Source organism: Actinomadura opuntiae, assembly GCF_030283205.1.
Classification (GTDB): Bacteria; Actinomycetota; Actinomycetes; order Streptosporangiales; family Streptosporangiaceae; genus Spirillospora.
Genome location: NZ_JASNWF010000030.1, coordinates 61,357 through 78,816 on the forward strand (window position 1 = coordinate 61,357; position 17,460 = coordinate 78,816).

The following is a 17,460-nucleotide window of genomic DNA, read 5'->3' on the forward strand; positions in this document are numbered from 1 at the left end:
ACGGTTCTGTACCCCCAACTTAGCTTCAAGCCCATCCGCGCAGAAGAACATCTCTTCCCCGGCGAGCCACGCCGGCCGCGGCAGACAACGGCTTTGTCCGGCGGACCGCTGAAGCGACCCAGCCTCAGTGGTCGGCCCCACCCCAAACGCCGTAGGTCTGAGCTTCTGTAGGAAGGACGACCTGTGCCATCCACCACCCCGACACGAAGCAAGAAGGGCCGACTCGCCGCCTGGACCGCGTCCACGGCGACCATGCTGCTCGGCGCAGCTTTGCTGGCCGCGCCCACAGCCGCATCGGCCGCACCCCCCTCCGCAGGCCAGCCCAGCGGCACGTTGCCGCACATCACCGGCCCGCTGCCGGTGACCGCCTCCTCCCACCCGTTCGGCGCCGCCGACCACGAGGGCACGCCGGAGAACCTGAAGAAGATCGGGTACGTCGAGGAGGAGTACCTGATCAGCGGCAAGGCCAACGTCTACAGCTGGCCCAAGGACGGTCCGGCCCAGGTGCGGACCCCCGGCGCCCCCTACACCACCCGGATCCTGGTGCGCCGGCCCGCCAAGGCTTCGCGTTTCAGCGGCAACGTGGTGACCGAGATGCTCAACCCCTCCAACCTCTTCGACCTCAACATCGGCTGGGCGATGATGCATCGCCAACTCGTCGCCAACGGCGACGTCTGGGTCGGCGTCACGGCCAAGCCGGTGTCGATCGTCGCACTCAAGAAGTTCGACCCGAAACGCTACGGCTCCCTCAGCATGGCGAACCCGCTTCCGCTGAATGACCCGCGCAACTGCACCAACGTCCCCGCGGACTCGTCCCGCACCACCGAGAACGGCCTGGCCTGGGACATCTTCAGCCAGCTCGGCAGCCTGCTGCGCAGCAACAGCCGCAGCAACCCGGTGAGCTACGCCAACCAGAGGAACCACACCCACCGCGTCCAGCACCTGTACGGGTTCGGGTACTCCCAGACCGGCGGCTACCTGTACAACTACAGCAACGGCATCCACCCGCTCGACGTCCAGCGCAACGGCGGCCGCCCGACCTACGACGGCTACATCGTCGCCGTCGCCGGCGGCAACTTCGCCGGCGCCGTGCCGATGAACCAGTGCGATCCGGTGCCGCCCACCGGAGACCCGCGCAAGCAGTTCAACAACGTCGGCGTACCCATCCTTCACTTCATGTCCCAGTCGGACTACCTCGCCGGGATCGCCTCCCGGCGTCCCGACAGCGACAAGCCCGCCGACCGCTACCGCGGTTACGAGATGGCCGGCGCGGGCCACGCCACCCCCGACGAGCTCAACTACTCCGCCGCCCCCGCCGACATCCAGAAGGCCGGGCAGCCCGCTCCGCCGATGAACTGCAACGAGGGGCCCCGCAGCCGGTTCCCGAGCCACATCTTCTTCGACGCAGCGATCCGCAACCTCGACCTGTGGGTGCGGCACGGGATCCGTCCGCCGCACGCCTCTCCCATCGAGGTCAAGGACAACGCACCCGTCCTCGACCAGTACGGCAACGTACGCGGAGGCCTGCGCTCGCCGTACCTGGACGTCCCCACCAGCACCTGGTACGGCAACTCCACCGGCGCCTCTTTCTGCGCCATCGCCGGCCATGAAGTGCCCTTCACCGAAGCGCAACTCAAAAAGCTCTACCCCACCCACGGCGCCTACGTCCGCGCGGTCGTCAAGGACACCCGCGCGCTCGTCGCGCACCGCACCATCACCGGCGCCGATGGACGAGAACTCATCAACGAGGCAACCCACGCCGACATCCCATAGCGCGGACAGCGCACCCCCGCCCGGCGGAACAGGCGGAACACGATCAAAATGACGTGGTCGCAGGCAGACAGTTCTTGCCGCAAACGGCCACCTGAGACAACTGAACATTTCGGCAGAAAAACCGGGCAGTGACCCCCGGGCACCTGAGCCGCACGGTGCGTACCCAAAACACCATTTGGGTGCGCACCCTGGCGGTTTACGGACACTGGATTGCCTGCAAGAGAAAGGGCATGTGAGCGGTCATGGCGGGTCTGAATGCAGAGGCGACGGTGGCGGCCACCGCCGGGATCATCCATGATGTGGGGCGCGAATGGATGCTGCTTGAGGAGACCGCACAGCGCGGCAAGGACTCCGGATTCGAGAACCCAGTCGCGTTCTATTTCGCCGGACGCGGCGGTGTTCTGGGAGATGTCGATGCCGAGGTCGTGTCAGCGGCACTGGGGTGGTTCGAGCCCGGTTTCGTCAAGGCGATGTGGGAGGAAGGTGTCGCTGTAGCAGGGGCGCGTGAGGCGGCACGCCGGTACGGGCGGGCCTGCGCAGCCTGGGGTATGGAACACCTCACCCAGGTTCCCGGCGGCGAACGGCTGGCCGAACTGGCCGCCCGCATCATCATGGCGGCGGAGGGTTCGGGCCTGCCCCTGTTCGCCGGTTGGCGAGCCGAGCCGACCGTCGAGGAGTGGCCCGGCCGGCTCGCGCAGTATCTGCACGTGCTCAGGGAATGGCGTGGTGCGCTGCACCTGGTAGCGACGACCGCAGTGGGCCTGTCACCGCTCGAGGCGATCCTCACCGGGAACGGAGCAGAGCAGGCGCGATTCTTCGGATGGCAAGGCGAGTTCCCCGACTGCGAACCGCTCAAGGAACATCGCCAGCAAGCCGAGGACACGACCGACCGGCTCGCCGCCCTTGTTCATCAGCGAGCACTGGCGCCCGACGAGCGCACCGAATACGCCGAACTGATATTCGGGTTGGGTGCGACTGCCTTGCAATAGCGATACCCCCTGTGCATCGGCTGACGGATTGGTGGCTTGGCACCATCGCTTCCGCTCCCGGGCGGGCCGATCACCCGGCCCCTGACCTATGAGATCGGCCACCAGGTGCGGCTTGTAGTTTCCCTGGCGTGTTCTCCCGCGGGAAGCGTAGGAGCAGATCACCATCTGCACGCGGCTCCGGCGCTGGCCGGCGGGCGCAACGGGGACCGGTTGCTGGCTTCGGTCCGCGGACCGAAGCGCCCCCGGCGGGGGCGTCGACCGCCGGTTGTCGGCCGACTCCACGCTCCGTAGGCACGCCGGAGGGCGCCCGGCGCCGCACGGGCGCGCGGGCCTGGATAGGGCCCGGTGATCGGGCGGCGGCTCAGGTGATCGGTTAACCGGTGTAACACGAGCCGACGGGCGAGTACCGAGGATGCTTGCACGACGGGGTCGCGGAGGCTGATGCGCGCCGCCAATGGATTCACAAGCCGTTCATCTCGGCTCGGTAGGCCCTCGGTCGCCGTGACCGCCGTGGTGGCCGTGGCCGAGGATGCCGCGGTAGGTGTTGCGGTAGTCCTGGGGGCTGGTGCCCAGGAGGCGGCGAAAGTGTGGTCGTAGCTACACGGCGGTGGTGAAGCCGGCGCGGTCGGCAATGCTCTCGATGCTCAGGTCAGTACCTTCGAGCAGTCGTTGAGCATGCAGGATGCGTTGGTGGAGCAGCCACTGCAGCGGTGAGATGCCGGTGAGGGCACGGAAGCGCCGATCGAAGGTACGGCGGCTGTGCCCGGCGATGCTCGCGAGCGCGTCGACATCGAGCGGCTGGTCGAGGTGCTCGAGCGCGTGGCGCATCGCGGCTGGTCGATGTACTGGGCTTGGCCGCCGCTGCGGTGGGGCGGCACGACCATGCGCCGGGCGATGGGGCCCGCGACGCGAGCACCCCACGTACGACGCGCCAGGTGCAGACAAGCGTCACGGCGGGCCGCACGGTGCCGGCGTTGGTGATGACGTCGCCCTGGTCGAGGTAGAGCACTGTCGGGTCCACGCGGACGGCCGGGTAGCGGGCGGCCAGCGTTGGCGCGTGGATCCAGTGGGGCGCTGCGGCTGCCCGGCGGAGCAGTCCAGCGGCGGCGAACACGAACGCTCCCATACACGGGCTTACCGTGACCGCGCCGTCGGCATGAGCGTTGCGCAGTGCATCAAGTACCGGTTCGAGCGGGTCCTTGAGTGCATCGCCTGGTCCTTCTCTCGCCCGGGGACAGCACCATCCTTTAGTGAGCATCCGCGAGGCAGCAGGCTCTGGGGTCTTCCTCTTGCCCAAGGCCAGTCTGCTGCGGCCTACGGCGCTGACGCTCAAGAGAGCGCCTCGGAGTTTCGCGGGCATGTCTGCCCGGCTACGGCGGGCTCCTGGACGCGCTGCTGAGCCGGGCCGCCAATGCCATTACCAACACACCTGGCGCCCACGCCACTGAATCACCACCGCGCTCCGCCAACTCGTTGGCATCGTGCACGACCGCCTCAAAAGCGGAACTTCTCAACTCTCCCCGGGATGTCTTTCTCGCGTATCCCGGCCGCTTCCCCCGCATCGGGCACCCGTCCCAGCCAAAACATGAAGGAGGCTTTCAGCGCGGCGATCCATCACTGGGCGGGATCAGGCCGCCCCGAGCCCGGAGTGGAAGTCTCACCGTGGTGATGCGCTGACCTGCTGCAACCGTAAGGCGGCGCGTCCGCCTCTTGGTTGTCACGTGATGACAACGCATCGAAATTCGTTGTCCGACCCGTCATTGTTCGAGGTCGTTTCCCTTCCTATCGTTTCCAGCCTTGGAACATCGGTCAGCTAAGGGGACGGCTATCTTGCGATGCATTTTCGATGCCATCTGCCGCCGGGTGCACGCGCCTGGATTGGCAGCCTTTGCGGGTTACGTCAACGCCGCAGGAGAGATCGCGGGCCACGTTGCCGCCGGCCGGCTCGAAGGTGTATCGCCTCGCCGGGGGGCCGCGGATCTGGCACTGCCGGGGACCACTGAGCTCGCTCCTGTGATCCGGTGAGGAGCCGCTGACTCGTGTTCACCTTTACCGGCACCGACGGCCTGCGGCTGTATGTGCATCAGTGGCAGCATCCCGGCGCCCCACGCGGCGTCGTCCAGATCTCGCACGGGATGGGGGAGCACGGCGGTCTGTACTCCCGCCTTGCAGTGACACTCGTCCGCCACGGCTACGCCGTGTACGCCCATGACCATCGGGGCCATGGCAAGTCCATGAAGGAGGGTCCCGGTCACCTGGGTGAGGATGGCTGGAACCGCCTGGTTGCCGATCTGTGTGCTGTCACCGGGCACCTGCGCGATCGCCATCCCGGGCTGCCCTTGGTGCTGATCGGGCACAGCATGGGCTCTTACGCCGTCCAGCAGCTGCTGTTGGACAGGGCTGACCTGCTGGCCGGCGCGGTACTGACCGGGACGACTGCGTTGGACGGCCTGGTCGCGCGGCTGGAGAAGGAGCCCGACCGGATCGGCTACTACAACGCGGCCTTCGAGCCGGTCCGGACCAGCTATGACTGGGTGAGCCGCGATGACGCGTTCGTTGACGCGTTCGTCGTCGATCCGCTGTGCGCCTTTCCGCTGGACGCCGATGGCCTGCGGAGCATGTACGCCGCCGCGCCCCGGCTGGCTGCGCCCGACTCGGTTCCGCCGGACCTGCCCCTGTACGTGATGGTCGGCGAGCACGATCCGCTCAACGCCGGGCTGACCCTGTCTGACCTGCTGGTGCGCCGGTATCGGCGTGCCGGCCTGACAGACCTGACCTACCGGACCTACCCGGAGGCCCGGCACCACCTGCTGCACGAGACCAACAGCGACGAAGTCACCGCGGACCTCGTCGCCTGGATCACCCGGGTGACCGGCTGAAAGGAGAACGCCATGCAGTCCTGTCTGGAGACGGCATGCTAGAAGTATCCGGCCTCACCGTCCGGTTCGGAGGAATCACGGCGCTGAACAGCGTCGGATTCACGGTGGGCGCCCGACAAATGGTCGGCCTCATCGGACCGAACGGTGCAGGCAAGACCACCTTGTTCAACTGCTTGACCCGCCGATACCAGGCCGACGAAGGGATCGTCCGGTTCGAGGGCACCGATCTACTGTTGGTGCCGCCGGCGTCGGTGGTCTCGCTGGGAATCGCCCGCACATTCCAAAACCTCGGCCTGTTCGCCGAGATGTCGGTGTGCGACAACGTGCTGGTCGGCGCGCACATCAGGGCGCACGCCGGGTTCGTGTCCGCGGGCCTTCGCCTGCCGTCGGTGCGGCGGGAGGAAGCAAGGCTTCGGATCGAGGTCGAGGCGCTCCTGGAGCGGCTCGATCTCAGCGACGTCGCCGAGCATCCAGCGGCGGGGCTGCCCTTCGGGACGCTCAAGCGCATCGAGTTGGCCCGCGCGCTGGCGGCCGCCCCGAGGCTGCTGCTGCTCGATGAGCCGTGCAACGGGCTCAGCCACAGCGAGGTCAGAGAGTTCGCCGCTCTGCTGCGTGAGCTGCGCGAGGAGCGGGACCTCACCGTCATCGTCGTGGAGCACCACATGGGCTTTGTCATGGGGACCTGCGACCGGGTCATCTGCCTGGAGTTCGGCCGGAAGATCGCCGAGGGGACACCCGCCCAGGTGCAGAACAACCAGGCCGTCCGCGACGCCTACCTGGGGACTTCGACATGAGGCGCGCACCGAACGACCACGCGGCCGATGAGCGGTTCCTGGTCGCCGAGGATCTGCACGCCGGGTACGGAGCGGGCAGCGTGCTACATGGCGTCGGCTTCAGCGTCGCCGAGGGCGAGGTCTGCGCTGTCCTCGGCGCCAACGGCGCAGGAAAGACCACCCTGCTGCGTGCCCTGTGCGGAATGATCCGCACGACCGGGAAGCTGCGGCTGGGCGGCATCGCGCTACCGCGCCGTCGGCCGGAGGCCGTCGCCCGGATGGGAGTCGCGCACGTGCCCGAAGGCCGCGGCACCTTCGCGCCGCTGACCGTCGAGGAAAACCTGCGACTGGGCGCCTACACCCGCCGAGATCGCACCGCGATCTCCGCCGACCTCGATCGGGTCTTCGGCTATTTCCCTGTCCTGAAGCAACGGCGGGCGCAAGCCGCCGGAAGCCTCAGCGGCGGCGAGCAGCAAATGGTGGCGATCGGCCGGGCACTGATGTCTCGGCCCCGGCTGATCCTGCTGGACGAGCCATCCCTCGGCCTCGCCCCACTGGTCACCCGGGAGCTGTTCCAGATCGTCAGGGCAGTCAACGAGGAGGAGCGGACGACCATGATCCTGGTCGAGCAGAACGCGCACCTCACCCTGGAGTTCGCGCACCGGGCGCATGTGCTGGAGACCGGGCGGATCGTGCTGTCCGGCTCGGCCCAGGACATCCGCGCCGACGAGCAGACGGCCCGCGCCTACCTCGGAATCGGGGTGAAGTAGCCATGGCAGGATTCCTGCAACAACTGGTCGAAGGGCTCGGCTCAGGGGCCATCTACGCCAGCCTTGCCCTCGCACTGGTCCTCATCTACCAGTTCACCGGCATCGTGAACTTCGCCCAAGGCGAGCTGGCGATGTTCTCCACATTCATCGCCTGGCAGTTCGTGCACGCGGGGGTGCCGTTCTGGCTGGCGCTGGCGCTGACGATGGCGATCTCGTTCGCCGGCGGAATGCTCATCGAACGCGTCATCATCAGGCCGGTCGAAGGTGCCCCCGAGCTCACCTTGGTGATCGTCACCCTCGGGCTGTTCATCCTGGTGAACGCGGCCGCCGGCTGGATCTGGTCGTTCCTGATCAAGGACTTCCCCAGCCCGTTCCCCAGCGGCGCGCTGGACACGGGCGGGGTGAGCCTCTCCTACTCGACCCTGGGGGTCCTCGGCGTGGTCGCGGCAGTCATGGGACTGCTCTACCTGCTGTTCCGGTACACCAAGGTCGGGCTGGCCATGCGGGCGGTGGCGAGCAACCCCGAATCGGCGCGGCTCTCGGGTGTACGGGTGAGCCGGATGCTGGCCCTCGGCTGGGGGCTGGCCGCGCTGGTCGGTGCGGTATCAGGGGTGCTGGTCGCTCCGGTGCTGTTCCTGGAGCCCAACATGATGAGCGGCGTTTTGATCTACGCCTTCGCCGCGGCGACCCTCGGTGGCTTCGACAGCCCGGTCGGCGCGGTGCTCGGAGGGCTGATCGTCGGGGTCGCCGAGACGCTCGCCGGCGCCTACGTCGGCGCCATCGGCTCCGATCTGAAGATCGGCGTGCCGCTGGCCATCATCATCGTCGTCCTGCTGTTCCGGCCGCAGGGCCTGTTCGGGCGAGCGGCGGTGGAACGGGCATGAGCCACAATCACGATACGCGCGGAGTGCTCGCACCGGCGACCGCACGCGTGAAAGGCACCCACGAGTCCTCCCCGGCCACAAGCGGCATCGCCCGCCACTGGCAGTGGACGGTCATCGGCCTGCTGGCCGTGGCGGCGTGCGTCGCACCGTTCCAGCTCGTGCCGTTCCGGGTGTTCCAGCTGACGATGGTGCTGGTCTACACCGTGGCGCTGCTCGGCCTGAATCTGCTGGTGGGACACGCCGGGCAAATCTCGCTGGGACACGGCTGCTTCTTCGCCGTCGGCTCCTACGCAGCGGCGATCATGATGGACCGCTGGGATGTGCCGTACCTGGTGACGCTACCGGCCGCCATGGTGGTGACGTTCGTGCTCGGCTTCGGGCTCGGCATCCCGGCGCTACGGCTACGAGGCCTGTACCTGGCACTGGTCACCATGACCATCGCCATCTTCCTGGTACCGCTGCTCAAACGGTTCGGGTCGGTCACCGGCGGGTCGATGGGACTCACTCTGGCCCATCCGGTGCCACCGGCCTGGACGGGCCTGGCACCCGACCAGTGGCTGTACTTCGTGGCGCTGCTGATCACGGTCGTGGCCGGCGTGGTGGTCTGGTCGCTGCTGCGCTCCAGGGTCGGCCGGGCGTTGCACGCCATCCGGGACAACGAGACCGCCGCCGAGGTCATGGGGGTGCATCCGGCCCGGTACAAGACCCTGGCCTTCGCCTGGAGCGCCATGCTGGCCGGCGCCGCCGGCGCGGTGAACACCTGGGTGATCGCCTTTGTGTCTCCCGACTCCTTCACCGTCAACCTGTCGATCATGCTGCTCGCCGGGATCGTCGTCGGGGGCCTGGGGTCGACGTTCGGGCCGCTGCTGGGCGGCGCGTTCGTGATGTACGTCCCTTCCTTCTCCCAGGGCCTCAACGAGGCCGCACCCAACGTCGTCTTCGGGCTCCTGATCATCGCCGTCATGTTCCTCGCCCCAACCGGGCTCGCCGGCCTGGCAGGCCGCGCGGGCCGCATCCTCCACCGTCTCCAAGCAAAGAAGTGAGCCTCCATGCCTAACAAGACGATTCGCCTGACGCCGCCGCTGGCCCTGACCGCGGCCGCGGTACTGCTCGCCGCGACCGCATGCGGCGGCCGGGGCGACGACGGCGCCGCCACCGCACAGGGCGAGTGCAAGGGCCAGCAGACCACCGGCATCACCAGCAAGAGCATCAAGCTCGGCGGAATCTACCCCCTGTCGGGCCCGTCGTCGGCCTACGGCCAGATCCCCAAGGGCATCAAGGCCTACTTCGACTACGTCAACGCCGAGAAGGGAGGCATCGGCGGCCGCAAGATCGACTTCACTGTGCGCGACGACGGCTACCAGCCGCCCAAGTCGGTGGAGGAAGCCCGCCGCCTGGTCGAGGAGGACCATGTCTTCGCCCTGTTCCAGACGCTGGGGACCCCCACCTCCTCGGCGGTGATGCAGTACGCCAACCAGCAGAAGGTCCCGCAGGTGTTCGTCTCCAGCGGCGCGACCAAGTGGGGCGCCGACCCGGCGGAGGACCCGTGGACCATCGGCTGGCAGCCCAGCTATTCCTCCGAGGGGCGGGTCTACGCCCAGTACCTCAAGAAGGACAAGCCGGCGGCCAAGGTCGCGATCCTCTACCAGAACGACGACTTCGGCAAGGACCTCCGCAACAGCTTCGTCAACGCGATCAAGGGCAGCGGCGTGAAGGTGGCCGCCGAGCAGACCTACGAGGTCACCGACCCCAGCATCGGCCCGCAGATGCACAACCTCGCCTCCTCCAAGGCCGACGTCCTGCTGGACATCACCACACCCAAGTTCGGCACCCAGGCGCTGGCCGCCGACGCCGACGACACCAGCTGGAACCCGCTGCACATCATCAACAACGTCTCGTCCTCCTCGACCGTGCTCAAGCCGGTCGGCTTCGCCCGAGTGCAGAACATCGTCTCCGCGGCGTTCCTCAAGGATCCCTCGGACCCGCAATGGGCCAACGACCCCGAGATGCAGCTGTACAAGGCCAAGCTCGGCAAGTACGCGCCCGGCCTGGACCCCACCAACGCCTTCTACAGCCTCGGCTGGGCCTCTGCCAGCGCGATGGACAAGGCCGTCACCGCGATGAAGTGCCCCACCCGCGAAGGTCTGATGAAGTCGGCTCGCGACCTTAAGGGCGTCCGCTCCGACCTGCTCCTGCCGGGTGTCACGATGCAGACCGGCCCGGGCGATGGCTACCCGCTGGAGACGCTGCAGCTCGAACGGTTCAAGGGCACGCGCTGGAACCTGTTCGGCAAGGCCATCGACACCCGGAAGGCCGCCTGATGAGGAAACTCCTGCTCACCGCGGGACTGGCCGCAGGCCTGCTGACAGGCGTCCTGCAGACCCCCGCCGGCGCCGAGCCCACCAGGGCGCCGACCGGAGCGCCGACCGTCGCCACCGATGCAGGGGTGCTGCGCGGAGCCGCCACCGGCACCACCGATCAGTTCCTCGGCGTCCCCTACGCTGCCCCTCCGGTGCAACAACGGCGTTGGAAGCCGCCGCAGCCGGTGGCCCGCTGGAAGGGCGTGCGGTCTGCGACCCGCTTGTCCGCCAGATGCATTCAGAACACGACTGCGCCCACCTCTGAGGACTGCCTCTACCTCAACGTCTACACGCCCAAGGGGGCGTCCCCAAGCACGCACCGCTACCCGGTCATGGTCTACATCCACGGCGGCGCGTTCGTGTCGGGCACGGGCAGCAACTACGACCCGACCACGATGGTCGAGCGGGGCGCCATCGTCGTCACCCTCAACTACCGGCTCGGCGCCCTCGGCTTCCTCGCCCACCCGGCGCTGGCCGCCGCCGACGGCTCGGCAGGCAACTACGGCCTGATGGACCAACAGGCCGCACTGCGCTGGGTGCAACGCAACATCGGCAGGTTCGGCGGCCAGGCGAACCGGGTCACCATCTTCGGCGAGTCGGCCGGCGGCGACAGCGTCCTGGCCCACCTGACCTCGCCCGGATCAGCCGGCCTGTTCTCCGCTGCGATCGCCCAGAGCGGCGCCTACAACCTCAAACTCCAGTCCCGCGCGGACGCCGAGACCGACGGCGAGGCCCTGGCCGCCGCAGCCGGCTGCCCCGACCAGACGGCTGCCTGCCTGCGGTCCCTCCCGGCTTCGGCGCTGCTGGCACAGCAGAAATCGATCCTTTATCTGCAGACCGACGGTGCGGTGCTGCCCCGGTCGCTGGACGACGCCTTCCGCTCGGGCGCCTTCCACCATGTCCCGGTCATCAACGGGACCACGCACGACGAATCCACCTACTTCGTCGCGACCGGCTATGACCTGGCCGGACAGCGCGTGACCGCGGAAAACTACCTCGCCGGGATCCAAGCCATGACCGGCGTCTCGCCGGCCGCGGCCAAGCGGGTCGCGCAGCGGTATCCGCTCACCGCCTCCACCAACCCGGCCTCCGCGCTCGCGGCCGCCGCCACTGACGCCAGCTTCGCCTGCCCCGCCTTGCAGCTCGACGGCTGGCTGTCCAAGCGCGTCCCGACCTACGCCTACGAATTCAACGACCGCAACGCACCACAGCTGTACCTGCCGCCGGTGTCGTTCCCCTACGGCGCCTCACACGCCTCGGAACTGCAGTACCTGTTCACCGTCGGCAACGCCGTATACCCGGCGGCCCTGTCGAAGGATCAGCAGGCCCTGGCCGCCACCATGCGCAAGCACTGGACGAACTTCGCCAAGGACAGGCAGCCAGCAGACAAGCGGACCTGGCCGCTGTTCTCCGGCGCCGCTCCACAAATGATCTCCTACGCGCCGTCCAGGCTGGGCGAAGTCACCGACTTCTCCCGCGAGCACAACTGCGATCTGTGGGCCTCCCTGCAGTGACGGTCAGCGCCGCTCGGTGAACCACGCCGCGATCTGAGCCCGGGTGCGGAACCCGAGCTTGTCGAGGATGTTCTGGACGTGGGAGTCGGCGGTCCGCTGCGAGATCACCAGCTTGGCGGCGATGTCGCGGTTGGACAAGCCCTCGGCGACCAGCCCGGCGACCTGCCGTTGGCGCCCGGTCAGCGATCCTGGCCGGGCGCCATCGGCCGGTGCACCGGGCTCGGTCTCCTCCAGCGCGAACCCCGCAGCCTCTGGCCAGGTCATGCCGCGCCCGGCGGCGAACGCCCGCTCGAAGCGGTCATCGCCCAGCGCGGCGAGTGTGCTGGACTTGTGCGCGCGGTGCGGACCGGACACCGCTACCTCTGGTGCCGACCCGATCGCCTGCCACAGTGTCGCCGCCGCGCCGAACAAGGTGGCGGCCCGGACGTGCTCGCCCTTGCGGTCGGCGATCCACGCCAGATTGTCCAGCAGGTACGCGGTGCCGGAACCGGCGCCGATCTTCATCAAATTGCGCAGCGACTCGCGGGCGAGCTGCTCGGCCAGCTCGACGTCGCCCCGCTCGACCTCCAGATAGGCCAGCCCGAACTGCGCCATGGCGCGGTAGCGGGTCTCTCCCCGGGCTTCGCAGAGGTCAAGCATCCGGCGCAAGGCGCGCCTTCCCTCTTCCACCTCGCCCCTCCGGTAGCCGCTGGAGACGCCGAAGATCCACAAGGGGTGCAGTTCCCGCCGGACGTCGCCGTGCGCGCGGAACACCGCAGCCGCCTCGGCCGCCAGGTCGGCGGCACGAGTGTCGGTCCGGATCTGCGCGGCGAGGGCACGCACGTAGTTCAGCAGCGCACCGAGCAGCTCGTCGCGGGAGTCGGCCGTGAGCTGGTCGGCTTCGGTGAGCCGGTCCGCGGCGGCATCGAGGTCCAGGATCCACACCGCGTGCAGTGCGCAGAACGCCAGCGCCCGCGGACGGTCGGGATGGTCGGCGGAGGTTGCGGCCAGGGCCCGGTCGAGCCATTGGCGGCACTCGGCGCTGTGGCCGAAGAACGTCCAGTACTCATCGAGCCGGGACGCGATCCGAAGGACCGCACCGGCCTCGCCCGGTTCGGTGAGTGACCATTCCAGCGCGGCCCGAAGGTTCGCCTGCTCTGAGCGGAGCCGGGTAATCCAACCGAGCTGCTCCGGGCCGGCCCAGTGCGTATCTGCCGCCGTGGTGAAACGATCGATCCAGTCACGGTGGCGCCGGAAGGCGTCGGTGCCTTCACCTGCCTCATACAGTAGTTCGTGGCCGCGTTCGCGAATGGTCTCCAGCATCCGGTAGCGGGCGACGTCCCCGTGTTCCTCCCGAATCAGGACCGATTTGTCGAGCAACCCGTCCAGGGCGTCCAAGACCTCCTCGCGTGCAAGGCCTGGCCCGGCGCATACCTCCTCTGCGGCCGCCAGGCCGAACGTGCCGGCGAAGACCGAGACCCGGCGCCACAGCGCCTGCTCGGCGGGAGAGCACAGCGAAAAGCTCCAGTCGATCGTGGCGCGCAGTGTCCGCTGCCGTTCGGGCACCGTGCGCGGCCCGGCGGCGAGCAGCGGCAGCCGCCGGGTGAGCCGGTCGGCGATCTGCTGCAGTGACAGCGACCGCAACCTGGCCGCCGCCAGTTCGATCGCCAGGGGCAGCCCGTCCAGCCGCCGGCAGACCTGTACGACTGCGGCGCTGTTGCCATCGGTGATCTCGAAGCCGGGCAGGACAACCGAGGCGCGTTCCACTAGTAGATGCACCGCGTCGTAGCGGGTCAGTTCCCTCAGCGAAGGCGCTGCATCGGTCGCGGGCACCGGCAGCGGGGGAACATGCAGAACCTGCTCTCCCGCCACGCCCAAGGATTGTCGGCTGGTCGCCAGCATGGCGGTATGCGGACAGGCGGCCAAGACGGCAGAGGCGAACGCCGCCGCCGCGTCCACTACGTGCTCGCAGTTGTCCAACACCAGAAGCAGCGCGTCCTCACCCAGGCGGTCGGTCACCAGCTGCAAGGCGGGACGACGTGAGCGGTTGTGCAGGCCCAGCCGAGTGGCCACCAAGTCCGGCAGCAGCCCGCCTTCGCGCACCTCGGTGAGATCGACGAAAACCAGCCCGTCGGCGAACCGGGCGGCCGTCCGCGCCGCCACTGCCTCGGCGAGTCGGGACTTGCCCACCCCGCCCGGCCCGGTCAGCGTCACCAGCCGGCCCCAGCGCAGCATCGAGCACACCTGCGCGGTCTCGCTCCGACGACCGACATAGCTGGTGGCGACGCGTGGCAGGTTCATGGCGTCCATTACCGTAGCCAACAGCCATCACCTCTGCTACCAGGCATGCCAGCTCAGTTCGGGTATCTGGCGGCCCCGCGGCGCAGCAGCCGGGCGCGCAGCAGCAGGTGCATCTCCAGTTGCTTGTCGGGGTCGTACAGATCGTCGCCGAAGAGCTCCTGGAGTTTGCGGAGCCGGTAACGGACGGTCTGCGGGTGCACCTGCAACCGTGTCGCCACAGAGCTGGCCCGGAAATGGCACTCGAACAGCGCGAGCAGCGTCGCCTCCAGCTCGTTGCGTAGCCCGGCCTTGACCAGGGCCAACGGGGCCAACCGGTCGGCCGCTACGAGATCGGTGAGATCGGCGCCCAAGGCCATCAACAACTGCGGCAGGTGCTCGGCGGCGCAGACCGGTCGCACCCCGTTCCCCGTGATCCGTCCTTGTCTTACCAGTTCCAGCGTTCGATCTGCCCAGCGCAAGGACATGGCTGCCTCACCCACCCCTACTGTGGGCCCGATGACCGCCGTCCAGCCGCGCAGAGCGCTCCCCAGCCTGCTGAGGCGCTGCGGGCCGTCCGGGTCGGGCACGATCGCGCAGGGCTCGGCCAGGTGAAGACCCGAGAGCGCATCAGGCGGAAGCAGAGGGCGTCCGGTCACCGGCCCGCCCGGCCGCACCACAATGACGGCGATGCTGTGGGGCACCCGCCATCCGGCCTGCTGAGCGGCCTCTTTGATCTGTAGGTCCGTCGAGGCTGACGTCAGTAGTAGGTCAAGCAGTCTGCGTCGGTTTCTCTCCTGCTCGGCGATCGACGGGGCCTGTAGACCATGGCCTGTGACGATGGCTTCGGCGATGCGGTCGGTGTAGGCGAACGCTGTTTGGGCGATCCTGCCGACCGCGCTGAACGCGATGCTGAAGCCCAGCCGCTCGGCGTGCTCGGTAAGTCGTGCGATCGCTATCCCAGCGGCCAGCCGCACCGCGGCAGTCAGCACATCGGGTCCCCGGCCCTCGGCGGCCTCCTGAGCGCCTGCTTCACAAGCCCGCTGCAGAATCTGATCGGACGAGAGCTCCGGTTCTGCGAGAAGGTCAACGAAATGCCCGATAGCATCCTCGATGAGCGAGTCGAGATAGCCCACCCTGCCGAGCGCTGGAACTTCCCGCCGGATCTTGACCGTGACTTCCGCTGCGACCTCAGGCACGTGCGAGCGGAACGTTCTGTCGAGCGCAGCATTCTGCCGGATGATGCTCACCGTGGCCTCCTCGTCACCCGTCGCAGGTGCAAGGATCGTTGGAGGAAGTTTCTCCGCACTATCCGCAAAACTACGCATCTGCCTGACCCGGCCCGCCGCTCAGTTCCAGGTCAAGCGCCCGGAGGTGAGGGCTCCAGGACCGGCATGAGCGTGCACGAGCGGCCGTCGGGCCACATGCCCCTGCTCGACCACGGACGGAACGCCACGGTTGGCTTAACGGCCAGTTTGCGACGCCGCTTCGCCGAACCGGAAGACATCATCGTCGACGGTCCATTGTTGAGCCATCTCTACGGCTTTTCGGTATTTGCGATACTTGCGGGCGCCGAGGTCATTGTCGGGGTGCGGGGTCCAGGCAGCGGCGTACTGCCACCTGCTGCGAAGCGCGTCAGCACTCGGCCATATTCCAGTGGCCAGGCCGGCTGCATAGGCCGCGCCGAGGCAGCTGGTCTCCAGCAGCAACGACCGGACGATCCTTAGATCGAGCACGTCGGCGAGTGACTGCATGAGCAGCCCATTGGCGGTCAGTGCGCCGTCGACCCGCAAGAACTCGGGTTGGAAACCATAGTCGAGTGTCATGGCCTCGACGATTTCGCGGGTCTGGTAGGCCGTCGTCTCCAGCACGGCGCGGGCCAGGTGCCCACTGTCGGCGAGATCTGTCAGACCCGCCAGGACACCGTGCGCATCCGGGCGCCAATGAGGGACGGACAACCTCGATGGTGTCGGCGCCAGGTAGACCCCGCCGCTATCGGGCACGGATTCGGCGAGGCCTTGCAACTCGGGTGTGAGGCCGAGGTGGCTTGGCCGGTTCGGGAGCCAGCGGGTCAGCGGGGCGGTGTCGGCGATCGCGCCTTCAAGAGCATAAACCGCAGGTTCGCCTTCGAGCTGGAAACCGACCGTGGACAACAGCCCGTGTTGAGAGGCCACGGGTTGGTGGCCGGTGTTGAGCAGCAGGAAGCCGCCGGTGCTGTAGGTGCACTTGGCCTCTCCGGCCGCAAGGCAGGACTGCCCGAATAGCGCCGCTTGCTGGTCACCGAGGGCGGCGGCGATCGGCACGCCCTCCAATACGCCGCGCGCTGTCCCGTAGACCTCGGCCGATGGACGGATTTCCGGCAGCATCGAACGGGGGATGCCCATCGCGGCGAGGGCGTCCTCGTCCCATTTCAGGCTCCGCAGGTCCATCAGGAGGGTGCGGCTCGCGTTGGTGACATCGGTGACGTGGACGGCGCCGCCGGTCAGATTCCAGATCAACCAGGTGTCCACCGTCCCGAACAGCAGTTCCCCGCGCTCAGCGCGGTCTCGGACACCCGGCACATGGTCCAGCAGCCACCGGATCTTCGGGCCGGGGAAGTAGGACGCCACCGGAAGGCCCGTACGTGCCGCGAACCGCTGCAGGCCATGCCTCGCCACAAGTTCGCGGCAGAGCGCCTCGGCGCGAATATCCTGCCCGACCAGCGCATTGTGCACGGGCCGTCCGGTCGACCTGTCCCATACGATCGTGGTCTCGCGCTGGTTGCTGACTCCGACGGCGCAAAGATCGGCCGCCCGCAGGCCAGACGTGCGCAGGGCGCTAGCGACGACGTCCTGAACCCGCACCCAGATTTGGGTACCGTCGTGCTCCACCCACCCTGGACGGGGGAAGAACTGCTGGTGCTTTCGCTGGGCGGCTCCCAGCACCCTGCCGGAGGCATCGAAGATCATGCACCGGGTGGAGGTCACCCCCTGGTCGATTGCCGCGACATGGCGCTGCCGCATAGGTGGGTCCCCCTGTCTGGCTGTTCAGCGAATACAGCGAGACCCTAGGGACGTGAACGCGTCGCCAACAATGCCACGGCGGCTAACGTTCCCGACGACATTGTCACCGCGAGATAACGAGGAAAGCGGTGAGGTCGCTTAGCTGATCGTGTGGACCGCAGCCGTGGGAGCGTTCATCGTCGTGGCGCCGGCTGTAGTGTCGATGGTCGTCGCTTGGCCGGTCGGACCTCGCACAACACGTTCGGGCCCCGGCGCCATGG

The 17,460-nt window shown here is 68.1% G+C and carries 13 protein-coding genes; 9 read left to right on the forward strand and 4 right to left on the reverse strand.

Annotated elements, in window-relative coordinates; genetic code table 11:
• Positions 1-183: 183 nt before the first annotated feature.
• Together QP089_RS43200 and QP089_RS43205 are read left to right on the forward strand one after the other, a co-directional pair.
• Positions 184-1,773: an alpha/beta hydrolase domain-containing protein gene (locus tag QP089_RS43200; protein ID WP_285920356.1), complete on the forward strand. Its 1,590-nt coding sequence runs from the start codon at positions 184-186 to the stop codon at positions 1,771-1,773.
• 242 nt (positions 1,774-2,015) lie between these two features.
• Positions 2,016-2,762 (forward strand): SCO6745 family protein, encoded by a 747-nt coding sequence (locus QP089_RS43205; RefSeq protein ID WP_285920357.1) that lies wholly within the window; start codon positions 2,016-2,018, stop codon positions 2,760-2,762.
• Between the two features lie 597 nt (positions 2,763-3,359).
• On the opposite strand, the gene QP089_RS43210 is transcribed toward QP089_RS43205, so the two are convergent.
• A complete protein-coding gene (locus QP089_RS43210; protein WP_285920358.1) occupies positions 3,360-3,590 on the reverse strand; it encodes a helix-turn-helix domain-containing protein in 231 nt (76 codons plus the stop codon).
• Between the two features lie 1,211 nt (positions 3,591-4,801).
• On the opposite strand from QP089_RS43210, the gene QP089_RS43215 reads away from it, so the two are divergent.
• Genes QP089_RS43215 through QP089_RS43245 form a run of 7 tightly spaced genes read left to right on the forward strand, consistent with a single transcriptional unit; the run spans position 4,802 to position 11,942 of the window.
• Complete coding sequence (locus QP089_RS43215) at positions 4,802-5,641, forward strand: alpha/beta fold hydrolase (protein ID WP_285920359.1); 840 nt, start codon at positions 4,802-4,804, stop codon at positions 5,639-5,641.
• 35 nt (positions 5,642-5,676) lie between these two features.
• Entirely contained in the window at positions 5,677-6,435 is a 759-nt protein-coding gene (locus tag QP089_RS43220) for an ABC transporter ATP-binding protein (RefSeq protein WP_285920360.1), read from the forward strand.
• On the forward strand, positions 6,432-7,184 hold the full coding sequence (locus QP089_RS43225; RefSeq protein WP_285920361.1) for an ABC transporter ATP-binding protein: 753 nt from the start codon (positions 6,432-6,434) through the stop codon (positions 7,182-7,184). The genes QP089_RS43220 and QP089_RS43225 overlap by 4 nt, the downstream gene beginning before the upstream one ends.
• Before the next feature lie 2 nt (positions 7,185-7,186).
• Positions 7,187-8,068, forward strand: a complete 882-nt coding sequence (locus QP089_RS43230; RefSeq protein ID WP_285920362.1) for a branched-chain amino acid ABC transporter permease — start codon at positions 7,187-7,189, stop codon at positions 8,066-8,068.
• 47 nt (positions 8,069-8,115) lie between these two features.
• Entirely contained in the window at positions 8,116-9,111 is a 996-nt protein-coding gene (locus tag QP089_RS43235; protein ID WP_285920363.1) for a branched-chain amino acid ABC transporter permease, read from the forward strand.
• A gap of 6 nt (positions 9,112-9,117) precedes the next feature.
• Entirely contained in the window at positions 9,118-10,389 is a 1,272-nt protein-coding gene (locus QP089_RS43240; RefSeq protein WP_285920364.1) for an ABC transporter substrate-binding protein, read from the forward strand.
• Positions 10,389-11,942, forward strand: coding sequence for a carboxylesterase/lipase family protein (locus tag QP089_RS43245; protein WP_285920365.1), 1,554 nt, complete (start codon positions 10,389-10,391; stop codon positions 11,940-11,942). The genes QP089_RS43240 and QP089_RS43245 overlap by 1 nt, the downstream gene beginning before the upstream one ends.
• A gap of 3 nt (positions 11,943-11,945) precedes the next feature.
• Here the strand turns inward: QP089_RS43245 and QP089_RS43250 are convergent, their stop codons facing one another.
• From QP089_RS43250 to glpK, 3 genes are all read right to left on the reverse strand, one after another.
• Positions 11,946-14,231, reverse strand: coding sequence for an ATP-binding protein (locus QP089_RS43250; RefSeq protein ID WP_285920366.1), 2,286 nt, complete (start codon positions 14,229-14,231; stop codon positions 11,946-11,948).
• A gap of 44 nt (positions 14,232-14,275) precedes the next feature.
• Entirely contained in the window at positions 14,276-15,448 is a 1,173-nt protein-coding gene (locus QP089_RS43255; protein WP_285920367.1) for a PucR family transcriptional regulator, read from the reverse strand.
• Positions 15,449-15,661: 213 nt separating this feature from the next.
• A complete protein-coding gene (gene glpK / locus QP089_RS43260) occupies positions 15,662-17,200 on the reverse strand; it encodes a glycerol kinase GlpK (RefSeq protein WP_285920368.1) in 1,539 nt (512 codons plus the stop codon).
• Positions 17,201-17,460: the final 260 nt, after the last annotated feature.

Bases quoted from the DNA above. Each gene is read 5' to 3' on its own strand.
- QP089_RS43205 (WP_285920357.1), top strand. From the start codon at position 2,016: ATGGCGGGTCTGAATGCAGAGGCGACGGTGGCGGCCACCGCCGGGATC.
- QP089_RS43210 (WP_285920358.1), bottom strand. From the start codon at position 3,590: ATGCGCCACGCGCTCGAGCACCTCGACCAGCCGCTCGATGTCGACGCG.
- QP089_RS43220 (WP_285920360.1), top strand. From the start codon at position 5,677: ATGCTAGAAGTATCCGGCCTCACCGTCCGGTTCGGAGGAATCACGGCG.
- QP089_RS43225 (WP_285920361.1), top strand. From the start codon at position 6,432: ATGAGGCGCGCACCGAACGACCACGCGGCCGATGAGCGGTTCCTGGTC.
- QP089_RS43230 (WP_285920362.1), top strand. From the start codon at position 7,187: ATGGCAGGATTCCTGCAACAACTGGTCGAAGGGCTCGGCTCAGGGGCC.
- QP089_RS43240 (WP_285920364.1), top strand. From the start codon at position 9,118: ATGCCTAACAAGACGATTCGCCTGACGCCGCCGCTGGCCCTGACCGCG.
- QP089_RS43245 (WP_285920365.1), top strand. From the start codon at position 10,389: ATGAGGAAACTCCTGCTCACCGCGGGACTGGCCGCAGGCCTGCTGACA.
- QP089_RS43250 (WP_285920366.1), bottom strand. From the start codon at position 14,231: ATGGACGCCATGAACCTGCCACGCGTCGCCACCAGCTATGTCGGTCGT.
- glpK (WP_285920368.1), bottom strand. From the start codon at position 17,200: ATGCGGCAGCGCCATGTCGCGGCAATCGACCAGGGGGTGACCTCCACC.